Raw genomic sequence first — 19762 nt, 5'->3', positions numbered from 1 at the left:
ATTTTACATCTATAAAAATGGAAACACCTGATAATAACACACAAGCAATTAAAGCCGAAGTATTCAGGGTGCTTCACCAGCGCGAGGGTGTTTTTGTTATCCCTAATCCCTGGGACGCGGGATCGGCAAAAATATTGGAAAGCCTCGGTTTTGAGGCGCTTGCTACCACCAGCGCCGGGCTTGCATTTTCCCTGGCAAAGCCGGATGGCTTGTGTGCGGTAAGCCGCGACCAAACGCTAAAAAATGCCCATGATATTATGATGGCAACAAGCCTCCCCCTATCTGCCGACCTTGAAAATGGTTTTGGCAAAGCCCCTGAAACCTGTGCCGAAACTATTTTGCTTGCAGCTAAAACCGGCTTGGTGGGTGGTTCAATTGAAGATACTACAGGCAATCCCGATGATCCTATCTACCCGTTTGAGCTGGCAGTGGAACGCGTAAAGGCCGCTGTAAAAGCAGCGCGAAGCTTACCTTTTCATTTTACGCTAACTGCCAGGGCTGAGAATCTAATTTATGGGCGCCCTGACTTAAAAGATACCATCCGCCGTCTTGAAGCTTTTGCAGATGCAGGCGCCGATGTGTTGTTTGCCCCCGGCTTAAAAACCCGCGAAGAAATTGAGGCTGTTGTTAAAGCCGTAGCACCAAGACCGGTTAACGTTGTTATGGGCCTTGGCGCATCGGATTTTACGGTAAGCGGACTTGCTGAGCTTGGTGTAAAAAGGATAAGCCTCGGTTCATCACTTTCACGTGCTGCCTACGGTTCATTTATGAATGCGGCAGAAGAGATAAGTAAAAAAGGCACTTTTACCTTTTCAAATGATGCTGTGCCTTATAGCGTATTTAACAAGCTCTTTAAGTAGTCCTGACTTATTAATTCCAGGTATAAGTAGCAACAGCACCCGGATTTAATGATGATGTTATTGCCTTTCCACCATACTTTACATTAAAGACCAGTGGTGTTTTATCATCGTTATAAACTATTAAAACTATTTTACCATCCGGATTAATAAAGGCAACATTCGGCAGGTTAGCGGGCAAATTGGATGCTATTCGTTTTGAACCGGGCCTCACAAATTTGGCGGCATGTGCAATAATGTAATATGCAGGGTTGCGAATAATATTATCACCGGTTACTGTTACTGCACCTAAACAACGCGTGCAGCCTCCGGGTGTATGCGGCTCCTGGTTTTGATCAGAAGCAAGGTTCCATTCAATAACATTACGACTCCAGTTACGGGTTGCACCAATAATTATCTCCTTAATATGGAAATTAATTTCAGCCTTAAGGTTTCCCGGAGAGCCTACCCATTGCTCGGTAAAATATAGGTTTTTGTCAGGATGTGAATTGTGTACTGTTGATAAAGCATCTATTTTACCTCCATACAAATGAAATGCCGAACCATCAACATATTTTGCCGCGTTCTTATTATCCAATATCGAGATCGGGTAATCGGGTCTGTCGGCATTATGATCGTACAGGATAATTTTTGTTTTTAGTTTTGCGGCGGCTAAGGCAGGCCCCAGGTTGTTGGCTATAAAATCAGCCTGTTCAGGCGCTTCCATAACCATGCTTGGGTTATTTTTAGGGTTTAACGGCTCATTCTGAATAGTTAAGGCATCAATAGTTATTCCTCTTGCCCTCATCCCATTAATATACTTTACAAAGTATCGTGCATATGTTTTATAGTATTCGGGCTTTAAATGGCCGCCGTGTGTTTCCCCATTTGTTTTCATCCATGCAGGTGGCGACCATGGGGACACCAGGATCTTTATTTTTGGATTGATCGCCAGTATTTGTTTAAGCACCGGGATCAAATTTGCTTCATCAGTAGCCAGGCTAAACTTTTTCAGCTCAGGATCTGTTTCACCGGCGGGCAGATCATCATACGAAAAAACATGATCATCTAAATCTGATGAACCCACACTAATTCTTAAATAACTTACACCAATTGAACTGCCATTAGTGGTAAACAGCTCATTCAATAATTTCATCCTGCTGCCTGCAGTCATTTTATTGATCAGCATAGCGCTCCCGCCTGTTAAGGCGTATCCAAAGCCATCTATTGATTGATAAGCTTGCGATTTATCGATTGTTATAGTTCGTGCCTGATCGGCAATTTTGCCAAACTCAATGGCCGCTTTTTGTTTAAACAACGTGGAGTCGGATGGATCGGTAAGCCAAAACTGTACTTTATTACTTTCCCGATGAACAGCCTGCTGGCAAAAAGAATTGTTGAATACCAATACTGACAATAAGAGAATAATAACATTTTTATAAAAGGTAGACATGGTTGTAATTTACTAAGGTTAAAACAATTGACTTGCTAATATAAATAAAACGGCAATTTGAAATCATCTAATTGCCGTTTTAATGTTTATTCAATAAATACCGGTTAATTAATAACCAGGGTTTTGCGTAAGGTTACCATCTAATTGAATTTCATTTAATGGTACCGGGAACAGCAATCTGTTTTGATTTATGCCGTAGTTAAGTGCTTTACCAAAAGGATCAACCTGGCTCTTCATTAAATTAATGGTATAATCGCTGCCGTATCTTAACAGGTCATTCCAGCGCTGGCCTTCAAAGGCTAATTCCATTCGCCTTTCATTTAGTATGGCTAAGCCTACATCAGCTTTTGATGTTGCAGTTATTCCTGCTAACTGAACCCTTGCCCTGATCTGGTTAACTAACGGGATAGCCGCAGGAGTTTGGTTTAACTGGTTTAGCGCTTCGGCTTTTAATAAAATGATGTCGGCCAAACGTAGTAATATGGTATTATCTGTACCTCCACCAAATTGAGATATGTTGGTTTTCCATTTATATAAAAATGGAACGGTAGGAGATAAATTACTATATGGTGCAGGGATGGGGTCGCCTGCTGCCAAACCATCCGCTCCAACGGTCGCTGTATAAATGGAAGAACCTAAACGGATGTTATCATTTTGGCTTTTATAAAGCGCTATCAGGTCGTTTGTTGGCAGGTTGAACTTTTTGAAAGAATAAGTACCAAAAACAGCGGGCAGGTATAATGAAACATTATAAGTGGTAAATCCGCTGCCTGATGAATGCTGGATCTCAAAAATTGATTCCGTTGTGTTTTTTGTTCCGTCAAACAGTGTTTTAAAATCGGGCACCAAAGTATAAGTCCCACTGGATATTACCTTATTGCAATAGTCTAAACATTGCTGGTACTTGCCTTCCTGTGCGTAAACTTTTGCTAACAAAGCTTGTACAGCGCCTTTTGTAACATGCCCAACGCTGGGAAAGGTGGTTGGTAAAACGCCTTCACCATCAAGCAGATCTTTTTCAATTTGCGCATAAACTTCAGTTACAGCAGTGCGTGATGGCGTAGGCTGAAATTTACCTGCTATTGTTGATGTAACCAGCGGCACCGCACCATAAGAAGTTACCAGTTGAAAGTATGACAACGCCCTTATAAACTTGGCTTCTGATATAATTTCCTGCTGCCTGTTACCGGTAAAAGATGCAGCCGGGATTAGCGGTACTTTATCTATTACGGTGTTAGCAGCATAAATATCCTGGTAAGGGCCTTGCCAATCCCGTGTAATATTACCGTTAAGCGGTGTAGTTGTAAAATTATCAACGCCAAAGTTATCAGGGTTATCGCCGCCGGCATAGCAGTTATCGGCACGGGCATCACCATTGGTCGTATAATCCCATACCCAATACTGGTCATTTAAAAAAGCCTGTTGATAGGCGCCTACCAAACCACCTTCGGCATCGCTCGCTGTTTTGTAGTAATTACCTACCGTACCCTGCGATATGGGTAGTTTATTCAAAAAATCTTTTTTACACGACACTAATCCAACAGCCATAGCAGCAATGGTTAGCATATATATCTTGTTGTTCATCTCTTTAATTTTAAGTTGTTAAAAGGATAGGTTTATACCGGCTGTATAAATCTTTGTTTGCGGATATGTACCATAATCAATACCAATAGCGGTAGAACTTGGCGAACCAAGTGTGCCGCCATTTTGTGAGCTGCTGCTAAATGCATTCACTTCAGGATAGTATCCTTTGTATTTAGTAATTGTCACCAGGTTTTGAGCTGTGGCATAAACCCGCAGCTTGATCCCCTGCTTATCAAAAAAAGCATTTTTAATGTTGTAGCTTAATGATAATGATTTAAGCCTCACAAATGCACCGTTCTCAATAAAGCGCGATGATGGCAATATGGTTGATACACCGGCACTATTTGTACCACCGTATACGGCAGCAGGCACATCGGTTATATCACCAGGATTTCTCCAGCGTTTTAATACAGCTGTACTTGCATTACCTGATAAGTACATACCTTCTGTTTCAACCCGGGTAGCGTCAAATACTTTGTTGCCTGTTACGGCATCAATTAAAAAGTCTAAGCTTAAATTTTTATACGCTATAGTGTTGGTAAAGCCGTAAACCGCTTTCGGCAAGCCGCTTCCTAACGACGTTTGATCAGTGGTTGAAGGTGTTGCAGTAGTTCCGCCGCTTGCTGTTTTGTACAGGGCATTACCTGTTGCAGGATCAACACCAGCATATTGATAACCATAGAATGAACCTAAAGGAAGGCCATTTTTAACTATGGTTAAGTTTGTAGCATTGCCGCTACCGCCGAATGCTATACCGCCAAATTGAAATACCTGGTCAACCTTGTTGCCACTGTTATCCAATACCTGCGGAATGCCGTTAACTATGTTTTTGTTAAACGAGGCATTTACGGTTGCTGTCCATGAAAAATCCGTTCCGGCTATAATTCTGCCTGTTAATGATAACTCAAGTCCTTTATTTGAAACATAGCCCGGCAAGTTATAGGCTCCCTGGTTAGCGCTTCCTGATACCGCGGTGTTAAAGGTAACCGGGAAAATAAAATCGGTAGTTTTTTTGCTGTAATAATCAGCGCTTAAGCTCAATCTGTCATTTAAAACTGATAGATCGAAACCCAAATTAACTCCTTTAGTTGTCTCCCATTTAAGATCCGGATTACCCAAAGGGGTTCCGGGGGTATAACCTGAGCTGCTGTTACCCCCAAACAAATAGGCAGCCGGGTTTAGCGCGCTGTAGCTATTATACAAAGTTTGAGGCAGGTTACCTACTTCACCAAAACCGGCTCTTACTTTCAAGTCGTAAATGAAAGTGTTATCCTTCAAAAAGTCTTCTCTCGAAATCCTCCAGGCACCTGATACGGTTGGGAAATAGCCCCATTGATTATTTATGCCTGATCTTGATGAACCATCGGCCCTTATTGAGGCTGCCAAAAGGTATTTATCTTCGAATGCATAGTTTACACGGCCAAAATAAGAAGCTACTGTGTAGTCAGTCTTAAACGTTGAGATTGATTTATTGGCACTTGCAGCGTTTAAAGTGGTTACCCCGGCAGGGAATCCGGTACCATACAAATAGCTGTCTGTATACTTTTCTTCGATGGCTGAAGTACCTGCAACTACAGATATGTTATGCTTTTTATTAATTACGGTAGACCAGCTTAGCGTATTATCCCAGGTATAGCGAAATGTTTCATTATTCTCGCTGCTGCCAATACCATTTACCTGGCTTGCGCCCTGGTTGGTAAGCGGGTTGGTAAACGAATCCGTATTATAATTATTGAGCGCAATACCTAATTGCGAGCGGTACTTAATGTTAAAAGGCAAAGTTATTTCCGCATGCACATTACCTAACAGGTTATTTTTTACATAATGATTTTCATTACTGTAAATATCATCCAGCGGGTTTGTTGAGTTATCAGAATTTGCCTGGTACATCCCGGTTGAATTGAAGATTGGAACAATTGGGGGTGTATACAAAGCCGATAATACTACGCCGCCATGATTGGCCGAGTTGTTGTCATTTACTGTACGGCCATCACTCCTGTTGTAAGCTATGTTTGTTCCTACCGTTAACCAGCTCTTCATGGTTTGCTCCAGGCTAAGATTGATGGAATAACGTTTAAAGTTTGTGCCGTTAATTATACCATCCTGGTTTATATCTCCCAGGCCTAAATAAAATGTGCCTTTATCTGAACCTCCTGATAAACCTACGTTAATGCCTGATTGTGTAGCCTTGCGATAAACAAGGTCCTGCCAGTTGTTATTTGCCGTAAAGTTCGAAGGCAATGAAGGAACCGACTGATTTGCATTTTTATACTCATCGCTCATCAGGCTGTTGTACTGATCAGCATTAAGCAAGTCGAGTTTTTTAACAATCTGCTGCTTGCCCGTGTACATGTTGATATCAACCTTAGTTTGGCCTTTGGTTCCCTTTTTAGTTGTAATTAAAACAACGCCGTTGGTGGCGCCCAATGAGCCATAAATACCTGCTGCCGATGCATCCTTTAACACGCTTATTGACTCAATATTGTTAGGATCTAAACTTTCGGTGTTACGTACAATTACGCCATCAATAACGTAAACCGGCTCTGTACCGTTTGGCGATGACAATCCCCTTATCCGTACACTCAAATTGCCGCCCCCCGGAGCGCCGGAAGCATTAAATACCTGCACACCAGGTGCTTTACCTGCCAAAACTTCGCCAGTATTTACAATTGGCCTTTCGCTCACGTCCTTAACACTTACAGTTGAAATGGCTGTGGTAATGTCCTTTTTCTTTTGCGAACCGTAACCTATTACAACCACCGATTCCAATTGTTTAACATTTGGAATTAGGGATACATTGATCTCATTCCGCCCGTTTACAAGCTCTTCTTTTGAGTCGTAGCCAATAAACGAGTACACAAGTGTAGTATTTGACGGAACAGAAATGCTGTATAATCCGTTAACATCAGAAACAGCCGCATTTGTAGTGCCTTTAATTGTAACGGTAACCCCTGGTAACGGGATCCCCCTTTCATCCTTGATCGCTCCTTTTACCGAGGTATTATTTTGCGCTAACAACATTGAACATTGAGCGAACAAAATAACTACCAGTAAAGTAATTCTTCTTTTCATAGTAACTGTATTAAGTTTATAAAATTTGCTGTGCCGGGATGGCGCAGTTATTAATTGTGGGGTAAAGTTATGCTCATTACAATTAATAAAACAAGGGAAAATAAAAATATTTTTTATATAACTAATTGATATATAGCTATTTATATTAAAAACAATACGCTTTAATACCGCTATTATGAAGAAGTTTATATGCTGATAATTAACGTTTAAATAACGTTTTGACAGTAATTTGGCGTTGCGGGTGATACGCATAGATACCCTCTGTTATCCGGGGAATCTTAACATAATCTTTACAGAACTTATACAATTGTGGTAAGGTGTTCCTGGTCGTAGTTTACGATAATTTTGCTCCAACCGTCGCTTCCTGCTCCTTTTATCATCTTCTTTTTATCAGATAAAAGCTTTTTAATACGACTGCTAAAAGCCCAGCAGGTACTTTGTCTTATTGAAAGTATTTCGGAAAGCTGGTGTGAGGAGATCTTTCCTTTGCTTGAATAGATCAGGAAAGTCATGTAAAACGCTTTATTTATAGGGATCCGGGTATTTTGAAATACGGTATAAGCAGTAACCGACTCTTCATAGCTACACTTACTGCACCTGCGGCTATATGGGGCATGCCCATGAAAATAATGCTTATTACCACATTTATGGCATTCATAATCTTCATTCCATTTTATGGTGGATAGAAATTTCAGGCAGCTGTCTTTGTCAGGATAGATCTTGCTAAATTCTTCAAAGTCAACATCAGCCGACATTACCCTTGCGCGTGTAACCTTCTCAACATTGGTTTGCAGGTCAATATTATCCTTCTTCAGCAGTAAATTCATTCTCGAAATTTCGCCGGCCTGCTCCTGCAGCAAAATGTTTGTTTTATTTAATTCATCATTTTTTTGTTCTATGATGGTTGTTTTTTCAAGAAGCTCCCTCGTTCTATCCCCAACCTGCTCCTCCAGCCTGGTATTAATTTCTTCACTCAGCTTTTTATTGGCTGTAAGTTGTTTTATAATTTTCTTTTGCGCCTTGTCCTTTTTCTTTTTTAACAAGCGTACTTTATCGGCAAGTGCAAATGCCAAAAAGCACATTTCTAATATAAAGCATATACTTAAGCTATAATAGCTAACTACACCCATGTTTAGCCAGCCTATGCCCAGCATTAATAAAAATTTAAGTATGAAACCTAAAAACAGGAAACTGTACCCCAGTACAAAAAACCTTGCAGGCCTGTATCCCTTTCTAAGTATAATAATGCCTGTATAAAAAGCAATAATCAGCGGGATGAATTCAATCAGTTTATAATTAAATAATTGCTTATCAAAAATGAAGCAAATAAAAAAGAATACTATCCGGGCTATAATTACTCCATTAATAAGGCGGTTTAATTTTGGCGCCTTCATTTTTACATGTAAGAGGCTGCTCGTAAACAGCAGCGTAAATACGCTTAAACAGCAAAGGGCTACTGCAAAAGCATATTCATTCCAGTGTGGTGAGTTTGGCCATATATACTGATAGGCTATTCCATCGGTACTTAACTCATAAAAGCCTACACTTAAGTTATAAAGCACATAATATAAATACTGGCGCTGCCTTACCGCCACAAAAATCAACAGGTTGTAAAATGCAAAAATCAGTAGCATTCCATAAAACAAGCCAAAGAGTAGATATTCATTTAAAGCATATTGAATAAACCAGCTAACTGAGCGTAATACTAAAATAATATCGGCAGTTCGTTGTGATTTTATACGAAAGTAATAAGTGTACTCTTTGTCAGGGTTTACAGCTAAATTGATCTCGAAGTTTTTATGATGAAACTGCCTGTTTTTAAATTTATATAAAGCACCGAATTGTGTAGATTGATAGGAACCATTATCCTGTGGCATATAGGCAGTTATATCATCGATAGTTTGATCAAAAAATTCAATCATCCATCTTTTCCGTGATTTTACGGTATCCTTAATAGTTACCTTATACCAATATGCCGACTTGATATTAAAATTTTGCGGGGTGCTTATATCACTTGGGGTAAACTTACATGAATATTGGGGCGATACTACCTGGCTAAAGGTTAATTTTCCTGCCTGATCTTCCAGGCACATGATTTCACCATATGAAAAAATGTGCTGATCAACCTTATCATCTATCTTAACTACGTCCTGGCCTTTTACATTAAAGTTAAGCAGTAATAAAATTAACAAGGTGTAATTACGCTTTTGAACAGGTGAGGACTTTAAAAAGAGTAATAGCTTATACATGTATCAGTAAATAACAATTTCTGTAACCTTATTATTAGGTTCGGGGCTACAAATATAATTTAGAAAGCACCAATTCTGCTAATACAAGTATGATCTAAGTTACACATTCATTCTGCTTTGCAGTTAACACAAACAGCCACATTTATGGTTAATAACTTATAGTGTCATAAGTTTGTTACATCGGTTAGGTTTTAAGTAATTTTACTAATAATTAAGTATTTAAGTTCATAAAAATCAAAAAGTTAAAGGTTAATTAAACAAAAACATCACTTATTACGTATAATGATATGTAAAAATATTTCCTGGTGAATTATAAGATTTGCTTTATACTAATCTTATTATCCATGAAATAAAAGAAATCATTGTGGTTTTACCTGTTGAATGTAGAAAATTAAAAACTCATTGAACTATGAGGAATTATTTACTTGTTTTTGTTTTTCTTTTACTATCAGTAAGCGGATTTAGTCAGTGTACGCTCAGTGTTAATGTATCAGCATCAAGCACAAGCATCTGTGCCGGCAATAAGGTACTGTTAACAGCTACCGCATCAGGTGGTACAGGGCCTTATAGCTACTCCTGGAGCACTGGTGAAACTTCGCCATCAATAAATGTGAATAAAGAAGATACTTACACTGTAATAGTAAGTGATAAAACACCTGGCTGCCAGCCTGTATCAAAAAGTATAAATATTATTACCGCCCCCACTCCGGATGCACCTACTGTGGCAGGACAATTGGTTTGTACAAATACTTCTGCTACGCTGCATGCAACTGCTCCCGGTGGTTTCTACCAATGGTTTGATGCGCCAACCGGTGGAAATTTTTTAGGAAGCGGTGATACTTTTGTCACTCCCCCTATTACTTCGGGAATAATTTTTTATGTACAAACAACAGTAAACGGTTGTACAAGTTTAAGATCGGGCGTTTTTGTTAATGCAACGGGTAATCCGGCTGTTGCGGGGATGACTGTATGCTATGGCAACAGTGCCACTTTAAAAGCAAGCGGCGGAGATACTTATGAATGGTACGCTTCATCAACCGGCGGCAGCGTATTGGGTACAGGACCAACTTTTGTAACCCCTATACTTACAGCTACTACAAATTTTTATGTAGTGGCAACAACAAATGGCTGTGTTAGTGCACGTACGCCTGTGCCTGCTATTGTAACCCCCGCTCCTCAAAAGCCGGTTGCTAACGGTACTTCCATATGCTCAGGGTCAAAAGCCACGCTGCATGTAACAGCACCCGGGCAGGGCATTTATTCATGGTTTGATGTCCCGAGCGGCGGCACCGCGCTTATTTTAAGCCCGGATTATACAACCCCACCATTAACGCAATCAACAACTTATTATGTTGAAAACACTATAAACACTTGCGAAAGTGCACGTACCGCTGTTACCGTTACCGTAAATGCCATTCCCCAGGTTCCTGGCGACCAGGTAGTAACTACATGCAAAGGCAGCTCAGTTTTGTTAACCGCTTCAGCTACACCCTCCGGAACGTATCAATGGTATAATACACCAGCGGGTGGCCAGCCTATCGCAACGGGTGTTACTTATCAAACTCCCGTATTAAACAGCTCAACTACTTATTATGTGCTGGCCACTAATGGTGGTTGCTCAAGCGGCCTTTCTGCGGTACAAGTTGTTATCAGTCCACCACCCGCAGCTCCGTCAGTTTCCGGAACAATTATTTGTAGCGGCTCCTCAGCAACATTAAACGCAACAGGGCCAGGTGGCACTTATGAATGGTATAGCGCAGCAACCGGTGGCACACCCATATACACGGGGCCTGGCTTTACAACACCTGCGTTAACTGTAACTACAAAATACTATGTACAAACAATATTGTCGGGTTGTACCAGCGCCCGTACTGCAGTAACTGTTACAGTAAGCCCTGTAGTCCCTCCCCCTTTAGCTAACAATACAAGTACCTGTTCGGGCAGTTTAGCATCGCTTGCTGCCACTGGCGGAAGCGGTACTTATGAGTGGTATGATAGCCCAACAGGCGGCACACTCCTATCGTCAGGCCAGGCTTATACAACGCCGGCATTAACTATCACCACCACTTATTATGTACAAACTACAACTGCAGGCGGCTGTATAAGTGCCCGCAAAGCGGTAACTGTTACGGTTAATCCCTCGCCGGCGCCTCCAACTGTTAGTGGCAACACTACTATCTGTCCGGGTTCAACTACCAGCTTAACCGCAAGTGTAGCATCCGGTACCATCCAATGGTTTGATGCTGCTTCAGGTGGCAACCTTCTTAAAAATGGCGCCAATTATACTACACCTGCATTAGCAGCCACTACAACCTATTATGTGCAAAACACCACTGGCCTATGCGCCAGTACCCGCACACCGATAACAATAACTGTAAATTCACCAATTTCACCACAGTTTAAATATCCAAGCGGTTCAATTTGTATTTCGGCCCCAAATCCTGTTCCGGTTATAAATAATCCTGCAGGCGGAACTTTCAGCGCTACTCCGGCCGGGATGACTATCAATTCTACAACGGGCGAAATTGATCTTAGCACCAGCGCTCCCGGAAATTATACCATTACATTTAAAGGTAACGGAACCTGTGCTGTACCATCAAGTATCCAATATGAAATTTTTACAATTGCAAACGCTTTGTTTAGTTATAACGCTGTTTACTGCCAGGATGCCGCTAATCCCCGGCCTACCTTTGCCATTGGCGCCGGCGGTGGTACTTTTAGCGCAATACCTGCAGGTTTGGTATTTATTAATACCAGTACAGGTGAGATTGACATTAAGAAGAGTCAGCCAGGGTCATACACTGTATCCAATGATATTTCTGCAAGCGGTGGCTGCGGAAGTGATCATAAAACCGCAAATATAACAATTGACCAATCGGTTATTATTAGCGCAGGGCCAAATCAAACGGTGCCTATGGGAAGCCCGGTTCAATTAAACGGAAGTGTGAGCAATAATGCTACAGCCCAATGGTCGGGGGGTACTGGAAGTTTTTCAAATAGTAACATTCCTAATCCGGTCTATACACCAGCTCCCGGTGAAACTTCGGCTATACTTACTTATACTTCAAGCAATCCACCGGGTACCTGCGGACCAAAGTCTGACCAGGTTACCATTACTTTTGAAAACACTCCTGCTTCTCCCACAGTCGTTGGCAACGTTACGTGTTCTGGTAGCAGCGCAAATTTATCGGCAATTGCACCGGGGGGGACTTATAATTGGTATGATGTACCAACAGGTGGAATACCTTTATTTACAGGCGCAAATTTTACAACTCCCGCACTTTTAGCCAACACCACCTATTATGTTGAGGCCGTAAACAGTATTGGAGTTGCCAGCCCGCGTACCACTGTATTGGTAACTGTTAATACTGTGCCCGCTGCACCCATTGTTCCAACTACCCCTGTTTGCGCCGGCAACGGCATAACCCTAACCCCTACTGATTTATCAGGCAGCTTTAAATGGTATGATGCTGCAACCGGTGGTAACCTGTTATCGCAGAATAGCACCTATTCAACACCTCTATTAACCACCAACCAGACCTATTATGTTGAGCAAACGGTAAATGGCTGTGTCAGCCCAATGACTCAAGTTGATGTTTCGGTTTCGGCGGTGCCAAGTGTTATAAGCTCATCAACCGATGCTGTTTGCAGCGGCAGTGCGTTAAATTATACTATAAAAGCCAATATACCTGCAGCAACCTTTTTGTGGAGCCGGGCGCAGGTGGCTGGTATTAGTAACCCGGCATTAAGTAATCAAACGACTTCAACAATTAGCGAAACATTAATTAATACAAGCGGTACAACCGTTAATGTTACCTATGTCATCACCCCAATAAATAATAATTGTTCCGGCACTCCATTTAATTATACGGTTACAGTATATTCAACCCCAACAGTCATAAGCGATCCAACGGCCGTGATTTGTAACGGTACATCAGCTAATTATGAAATTAAATTTAATACACCAGCAAATTTTGAATGGAGCCGGGCAGCAGTTGCGGGAATTGATAACACATCCGTTTCCGGGCAAACCACAGGAATTATAAGGGAAACTTTATTTAATAGTACAAATGCCCCAATTAATGTAACTTATACTATCACATCCCAAAGCAGCACCTGTACCGGCGTTCCGTTTAACCTGGTTATTACGGTTAATCCACCGGTACATATAACCAGTTCCCCAACCGGATTAGTTTGTAGTGGTGTGCCTCAAAACTATGCTATAACATCAAATTTACCAGCAACCACCTATATATGGAGCCGTGTGGCAGTACCTAATATTAGTAATCCTGCTGTAACAAATCAAACATCTGCAACAATTAATGAAACTTTAATAAATACCGGCGCTATAGCTACACACGTAGTTTATATTATTACTCCTATTGCTAATAATTGCCCGGGGCCTGCATTTTTTTATGTTGTAATTATTAATCCGCAGCCTGCAATGCCAGTGGCAAACAGCAATTCGCCTATCTGTATAGGCAGCACAATAAAATTGCGTACCCCTAACGTTGCCAATGCAACTTATTTATGGACCGGGCCTAACGGATTTACATCACCAATGCAAAATCCTGATATTACCAATGTTACTTTGGCTAATTTGGGTACTTATAATTTATTTGTTACAATTAATGGCTGTTCAAGCCCTGGTGCTACGGCTACTGTAGATGTGAGAGAGCCTCCTCATACTGATGCTGGCAAGGATCAGCTTGTTTGTGTTACCAGTCCGGATATACTGCTTAACGGTACTGTTACAGGCGGAACATCAACCGGGATCTGGACAACGCTAGGAGGGGGAACGTTTTCGCCATCTATAACGGACATGCATGCGCGATATTTTCCAACCGCGCAGGATAAAGCGGCTGGTAAAGTTATTTTTACGCTGACTTCGACAAGTAATGACGATTGTACAGTTTCAACAGACGATGTGACTGTATTTTTCGGGCCATTACCTGCAGTAGATGCCGGGCCCGATCAGGACGTATGTTCACAAACTAATACTGTTAACCTGAACGGAAAAGTACTTATAGCCGGCGGCGGCCAATGGAGCACAACGGGAACAGGAACATTCAGTCCATCAGCAAACCAATTAAATGCTGCGTATATACCAAGTGCAGCCGATGTTACAGCCGGATCGGTTAATTTAATACTGCTTGCAGTTAACGCAGGGCCTTGTGATATATCAAGGGATACGATGAAAGTAACTTTAACCCCGCCTCCAACTGTAAATGCAGGCGGTACGAGGTATGTTTTAAGAAACCGTACTATAACACTAAAATCAACGGTAAGCGATGAAAATGTAAAGTATTTATGGATGCCCAACCTGGATATAAATGACAATACTGTAAAAAATCCGGTGATAACCGGTGTTGTTGACCGTACCTATACATTGTACGTTACTGATATCCGCGGATGCGTTGGCAAAGATTCTGCAATGATCAAAGTATCTCCTGAAGTTATTGTTCCTAATACTTTTACCCCCAATGCTGACGGCATTAATGATCTGTGGAATATCCAGGGGCTAATTGCCTACACAGATGCAACTGTTGATATTTTTACAAGGTACGGCCAAAAAGTATTCCATTCTATAGGATATGATAAGCCATGGGATGGTATATTTAATGGTAAACAATTGCCTGTGGGCGTTTATTATTATGTGATTGACACCAAACTTTATAACCAGGTATTATCTGGTAGCCTTACTATTATAAGATGACGATAAATTTATGATCTTGCCTCCCGATATAATTGAAAGCGTGATAAATAAATGAAACAAGCAACTTATTCTATTTAAGTTTTTTAAGCAGTATCTAGTACGGTATCAATATCACCGCCGGTTTTGGTTATATCTTCTTTCGCAGGATCAATCTCACAGGAATATCCAAACAGGCACCTGTCTTTTATCATAGTGGCCACCTCAGCTGGTACGTATTCTTCCCAGCCATCCGCACCTTGCTTTATAAGCTGCAGCACTTTGTCTGTTTGCACATGAAGGTTATTCTCGTTATAATGGCTGATGTCTTCTATTTTATTATTAGCTATCAGGTACCGATACAGATCTATGAGGTGCGCCGGCGGGTGAAACCTAAGGCAATTCCAGATCACTCCATCGCGCAAAGTAGGATAAATAAACAGCTTTACCTTGCGGCTAAACAATGTAGCAAACGACTCCAGAATACCGCCCGGAAGATCCTTATAATGCTCTTCAGAAAAAATATACTCCAGGTTTGGAAAGCCTAAAACCACCCCCAGCTTTAATTTGGTAATTTTTGAAAGATAGGCCACCAATTTATAATATTCATGAAAGTTAGAGATTAATACCGTTTGCCCAAGCGAGCAAAGAATATCCACCCGGTCGAGGAAATCTTTCTCATCAATTTCGGCGGTTTGGTCAGCGTTTCTTTCTTTTAACGATTGAAGGGTAAGCTCCGTAACAACCATAACATTCGTTTTGTCAACATCAGGCTCTTGCATAAATTGCTTAACCCCTGTACTGAGCATATCTAAATGCACATTGATAATGGGGCGAAAACGCCCGCGTATCACCACGATATGTTTTTTATACAATACTTCGGAAGGCTGCTGATTTTTACCGTCGGGGCCAAATACAGCTGCATCTGAAAATCCATATTTTACCAGGTGCAAGCTCATCAGCCGGTTATCTACCTTATCAAAATTAGGCCCTTCAAAACGGATCATGTCTATTTGAATACGGTCTTTAGATAAGTTATCCATTAACGAGATCAAAAAGACAGGTGGATTTTCGTGATAATAAAAGCAAGCATAGATCAGGTTTACGCCTAAAATCCCCACAGCCTGTTGCTGTAAATTATTATCATTATCCAGTAATTTAACATGAATTACAACATCATGAAGCACGCCATTAGGCTCTAATTGAAAACGCACCCCCATCCAGCCATGCCCCTCATTTGTTTTGTAATAGTTGAGTGCTGAAAATGTACCTGAAAAAGCAAAGAAAGTTGTTGTATTGCCGCGCTGCTCGGCCAGGCGTTCAATCAATAGCCCGTACTCATGGTCAAGCATTGATATTAAGCGGGGTTCACTTACATAACGGCGCAATTGTTGCGCACCGTAGATAGCGTCAGAAAAGGTCATGTCATAAGCCGACATTGTTTTGGCGATGGTGCCAGATGAAGCACCTGCTTTGAAAAAATTAGCAGCTACATCCTGGCCAGCGCCAATTTCTGCGAATGAGCCATAAATTTCAGGGTCAAGATTAATGGCAAGCGCCTTTTGTTTTGTTCCAAGATCTTTATTGTGAATGATATTCATGCACCTAATTATTTATAGTTTACCGCAGCCAACAGCATTACCTGGTAAGATGCTTTAAAAGTACGATTTTTTGGAGAATGAGGAGGTTACTTTAAAGTAAAAAGCAGGTAAAGTTTCTCCCAAAAGCTATTTAATGGAAATTCAGGAATTGCCAAACTACAAGTAATTAACAACAAAAAGCCCTTTTCGAATTTCTTTAAAAAAGGCTTTTCCCCCTACTGCCTTTATCTTTAATCATTATTTTATAATTTATATTTATAAATAATCTGCAAATATCTTACCTATATCTTCACAATCATTTTACCTATGTTTTTTCCTTGTAAAAGCCCTATGAATGCTCCTGGCAATTTATCGAATCCTTCTACTATTGTTTCCGAGTATCTTAATTTGCCTTCTTTTAGCCAAAAGGCCAATTGGGATATTCCTTCGGGAAATCTTTCGGCCAGATCTGAAATTAAAAAGCCTTGTATAGATAAGAATTTGTAAACCACTACCGGCAGCAGGCTCGGGCTGGTTTGTTCTTCGATATCATTGTAATTGGATATAGAACCACAGACAGGAATGCGGCCATATTTATTGATGTTAGCAATCACTCCGTCAGAGATAACGCCACCAACATTATCAAAATAGATATCAACTCCGCCCGGACATATTTCTTCTACAGCAGTTTTTATATCTGGCCTGGTTTTGTAATTAATTGCCGCATCAAAACCAAATTTAGTTTTGATCAATTCTGCTTTTTCGTCTGTACCAACAATGCCAATGACACGACAACCCATGATCTTTCCGATCTGACCTGCTATACTGCCTACCGCACCAGCTGCAGCAGAAACAACAAGCGTTTCCCCTAGTTTAGGTTTACCAATATCTGATAAAGCAAAATAGGCTGATAATCCGGTTATCCCCAATACACCTAAATAAGCACTCAATGGGGCGGTTTCTGCACTTACTTTCTGGATTTCCGTTCCGTTTGATACCTGGTATTCTTTCCATTCTAGGTAACCACTAACAAAATCCCCCTCAAGAAATTTTTTATTATCTGATTTAATAACCTCTGCAATTATCCTGGATGCTATTGGCTTATTTAGTTCAAAGCGCGGTGCTTTAGTCCCCGACATTTTCCCCCTCAAATATGGATCTACCGATACATAAACAGTTTTCAAAAGTACCTCACCAATACCATGCTGCGGCATAGGTTCCTCAATGAATTCAAAATTTGAAAAATCGGGCATTCTTACTGGCCTGCTTTTCAAAATAATCGTGTTGTTTTTCATACTATTAAGTTAATTACCGTGGAATAATAATCCATGGAATATAAATTATCAAATTTTTTTACTTCCTCACTTTATCCAAAAGATCATTTAGAAGATGCGCTTGTTCATTATCAATACCATAAGAAACCTTGTTAAAAAGCTCTCTGCCTTTAATGGCCAGGGTTTCACCTTCAGCGGTTAACTTAATATATACCACGCGCTGGTCAGATAAGTCCCGGTCTTTCTTAATTAGTCCTTTATCCATTAGCTTATTTAACAGTCTTGATACATTTGGCATGCGATCAATCAATCGCTCACGGATCAGGTTAACTGTAGCTGTAAAATCAGGTTGCCCCTTTAAAATAGTCAATACATTTAATTGTTGAAGAGATAAACCAATTGGTTTTAGCGAAACCGCAATTTCGTTTAAGAGCCAGTTTGCAGTGAAAATGATGTTCATACCAGCCTTATGCTGTGGAATATGAAATTGATTTTGTTTTATTTCATCCTCTATTTTCATAGTACAAATATATATACCATGGACGGTAATTTTATATATGGAACATACTTTTACAAAATTGAGACATGAAGTGTAAATTGCGAGTATAGTCCCGGGATATTACAACAAAGCCTGCAAATCATTGATCTGCAGGCTTTGAAAGGTATCGTCGGGATGGCAGGATTCGAACCTGCGGCCTCCACATCCCAAATGTGGCGCGATACCGGGCTACGCTACATCCCGTTTGGGTTTGCAAAGGTAGACTTTAAATTTACTGTTGCAAATATATTTTCAAATAAATTTCAGTCATTTTTTACTTTTTCCGGTAGTGTAAATAAACTTCATCTTTTGAAATTTTTGAATAATTATCAAACTGTTTTTATACCCCCTTTAAGTCAATAAGTTAACAATTCCGGTTCTAACTATTGGAGGGTAGTTATGGCGAATAAAACTTTTTGGGGATTTTTAAAATCTTATATGGTAGTAGTAACCGACCAGTTAATAATAATAATTGCCAGGCAGATAGCACAAATTAGCCCGAGAATAACTAAAGTATAGAATATAAACTTTTTCATTAGGGACGTCATATAAAGTTAGTAATGCATTATAAATGCTATAACATTACATTGTAATAATTGTTAGGTAATTATAATTGAATAAATTAATTTATATGAAATAAATAATTGCAGAACACAATCATCTCAAGCCACCCGTTAATTCATCAAATTACGGTTACTAATATAGGATTTATACAAACAAATTAAATGTATAACTTACAAATTATTTGGCAATCAATATTTCCACATCATAATCAATAAAAAGTCCACTTTCTATTACCCCGGTAATTGATTTTATCTGTTGTTCATGGTTAGCCTTAATATCTACAAACTTTACATCCAGCAAAAAATTGCCATTTTCGGTTATTACCGGTCCATCCTTTCCTTTTGCCAGGCGTAATGCAATATCAATTACATTCATCTCTTTTAAGGCCGACTCTACATAGGTAAGTGAACCCGGAAAGATCTCAATTGGAACCGGGAAGTTTGTTCCCAGCTTATTTACCAGTTTTGTTTCATCAACAAGGATATAGGTTTTAGAACCAGAGCGGATCAGCAGCTTTTCTTTAAACAAGGCCCCACCCCTCCCTTTAATTAAACTCCTATCCGGATCAACTTCATCGGCCCCATCAAAACACCAATTTGGCCTGTCGGTCAGCAAACTGGTTACCGGGATCTGTAAATTCTCACAGGTCATAGCTATTTCAAGGGATGCAGGGATAACCTGTACCGCTAAGCCTTCTTTTTTAATTCTTTTTGCAATAGCAAACAAAGCCAGGTAAACTGTAGAGCCAGAACCTGCGCCAATAATATCGCCTGTTTTTACCTTATCCGAAATTTGTTGTGCAACTTTTTGTTTTGCTTCCTGGTTTATTATTGTATCTGACCATTGCAAATGATCTAATAAAGTACTATTCCATTTCATATGCTCAATTTAAATAACAAAAGTTGAAGTTAGTTTTTTAT

General features: G+C 40.3%; 10 protein-coding genes and 1 tRNA gene. 2 read left to right on the top strand and 9 right to left on the bottom strand.

Annotated features, from left to right (window positions below; translation table 11 throughout):
• Positions 1–17: 17 nt before the first annotated feature.
• Complete coding sequence (locus BUE31_RS01250; protein WP_073399494.1) at positions 18–860, top strand: isocitrate lyase/PEP mutase family protein; 843 nt, start codon at positions 18–20, stop codon at positions 858–860.
• Between the two features lie 10 nt (positions 861–870).
• On the opposite strand, the gene BUE31_RS01245 is transcribed toward BUE31_RS01250, so the two are convergent.
• The 4 genes from BUE31_RS01245 to BUE31_RS01230 form a co-directional block, all read right to left on the bottom strand.
• Positions 871–2289: a glycoside hydrolase family 30 protein gene (locus BUE31_RS01245; protein ID WP_073399492.1), complete on the bottom strand. Its 1419-nt coding sequence runs from the start codon at positions 2287–2289 to the stop codon at positions 871–873.
• A 108-nt stretch (positions 2290–2397) separates the two neighbouring features.
• Positions 2398–3873, bottom strand: a complete 1476-nt coding sequence (locus BUE31_RS01240) for a RagB/SusD family nutrient uptake outer membrane protein (RefSeq protein WP_073399490.1) — start codon at positions 3871–3873, stop codon at positions 2398–2400.
• Between the two features lie 18 nt (positions 3874–3891).
• On the bottom strand, positions 3892–6945 hold the full coding sequence (locus BUE31_RS01235) for a SusC/RagA family TonB-linked outer membrane protein (RefSeq protein ID WP_073401553.1): 3054 nt from the start codon (positions 6943–6945) through the stop codon (positions 3892–3894).
• 299 nt (positions 6946–7244) lie between these two features.
• Positions 7245–9194: a 7TMR-DISM family protein gene (locus tag BUE31_RS01230; RefSeq protein WP_073399488.1), complete on the bottom strand. Its 1950-nt coding sequence runs from the start codon at positions 9192–9194 to the stop codon at positions 7245–7247.
• Positions 9195–9603: 409 nt separating this feature from the next.
• Here BUE31_RS01230 and BUE31_RS01225 point away from each other — a divergent pair, with 409 nt between their 5' ends.
• On the top strand, positions 9604–14910 hold the full coding sequence (locus tag BUE31_RS01225; RefSeq protein ID WP_073399486.1) for an Ig-like domain-containing protein: 5307 nt from the start codon (positions 9604–9606) through the stop codon (positions 14908–14910).
• An 83-nt stretch (positions 14911–14993) separates the two neighbouring features.
• On the opposite strand, the gene BUE31_RS01220 is transcribed toward BUE31_RS01225, so the two are convergent.
• The 5 genes from BUE31_RS01220 to rpiA all read right to left on the bottom strand — a co-directional run bounded on the left by BUE31_RS01220 (position 14994) and on the right by rpiA (position 19721).
• Positions 14994–16487 carry a nicotinate-nucleotide adenylyltransferase gene (locus tag BUE31_RS01220; RefSeq protein WP_073399484.1) on the bottom strand — a complete coding sequence of 498 codons (1494 nt, stop codon included), beginning with the start codon at positions 16485–16487 and terminating at the stop codon, positions 14994–14996.
• A gap of 281 nt (positions 16488–16768) precedes the next feature.
• Positions 16769–17761 (bottom strand): NADP-dependent oxidoreductase, encoded by a 993-nt coding sequence (locus BUE31_RS01215; protein ID WP_073399482.1) that lies wholly within the window; start codon positions 17759–17761, stop codon positions 16769–16771.
• A gap of 58 nt (positions 17762–17819) precedes the next feature.
• Positions 17820–18260: a MarR family winged helix-turn-helix transcriptional regulator gene (locus tag BUE31_RS01210; RefSeq protein WP_073399480.1), complete on the bottom strand. Its 441-nt coding sequence runs from the start codon at positions 18258–18260 to the stop codon at positions 17820–17822.
• Positions 18261–18408: 148 nt separating this feature from the next.
• Positions 18409–18482: transfer RNA gene (locus BUE31_RS01205), tRNA-Pro, on the bottom strand.
• Between the two features lie 537 nt (positions 18483–19019).
• Entirely contained in the window at positions 19020–19721 is a 702-nt protein-coding gene (gene rpiA, locus BUE31_RS01195; RefSeq protein ID WP_073399477.1) for a ribose 5-phosphate isomerase A, read from the bottom strand.
• Positions 19722–19762 lie beyond the last annotated feature (41 nt).

The organism is Mucilaginibacter sp. OK098, assembly GCF_900142915.1.
GTDB lineage: Bacteria > Bacteroidota > Bacteroidia > Sphingobacteriales > Sphingobacteriaceae > Mucilaginibacter.
Note: the sequence above shows the minus strand (reverse complement) of the source record. Positions and strands in the feature narration are given on the sequence as shown.

Excerpts from the sequence above, each read along its gene's own strand:
- BUE31_RS01250 (WP_073399494.1), top strand. The coding sequence starts at position 18 with ATGGAAACACCTGATAATAACACACAAGCAATTAAAGCCGAAGTATTC.
- BUE31_RS01245 (WP_073399492.1), bottom strand. The coding sequence starts at position 2,289 with ATGTCTACCTTTTATAAAAATGTTATTATTCTCTTATTGTCAGTATTG.
- BUE31_RS01240 (WP_073399490.1), bottom strand. The coding sequence starts at position 3,873 with ATGAACAACAAGATATATATGCTAACCATTGCTGCTATGGCTGTTGGA.
- BUE31_RS01235 (WP_073401553.1), bottom strand. The coding sequence starts at position 6,945 with ATGAAAAGAAGAATTACTTTACTGGTAGTTATTTTGTTCGCTCAATGT.
- BUE31_RS01230 (WP_073399488.1), bottom strand. The coding sequence starts at position 9,194 with ATGTATAAGCTATTACTCTTTTTAAAGTCCTCACCTGTTCAAAAGCGT.
- BUE31_RS01225 (WP_073399486.1), top strand. The coding sequence starts at position 9,604 with ATGAGGAATTATTTACTTGTTTTTGTTTTTCTTTTACTATCAGTAAGC.
- BUE31_RS01220 (WP_073399484.1), bottom strand. The coding sequence starts at position 16,487 with ATGAATATCATTCACAATAAAGATCTTGGAACAAAACAAAAGGCGCTT.
- BUE31_RS01215 (WP_073399482.1), bottom strand. The coding sequence starts at position 17,761 with ATGAAAAACAACACGATTATTTTGAAAAGCAGGCCAGTAAGAATGCCC.
- BUE31_RS01210 (WP_073399480.1), bottom strand. The coding sequence starts at position 18,260 with ATGAAAATAGAGGATGAAATAAAACAAAATCAATTTCATATTCCACAG.
- rpiA (WP_073399477.1), bottom strand. The coding sequence starts at position 19,721 with ATGAAATGGAATAGTACTTTATTAGATCATTTGCAATGGTCAGATACA.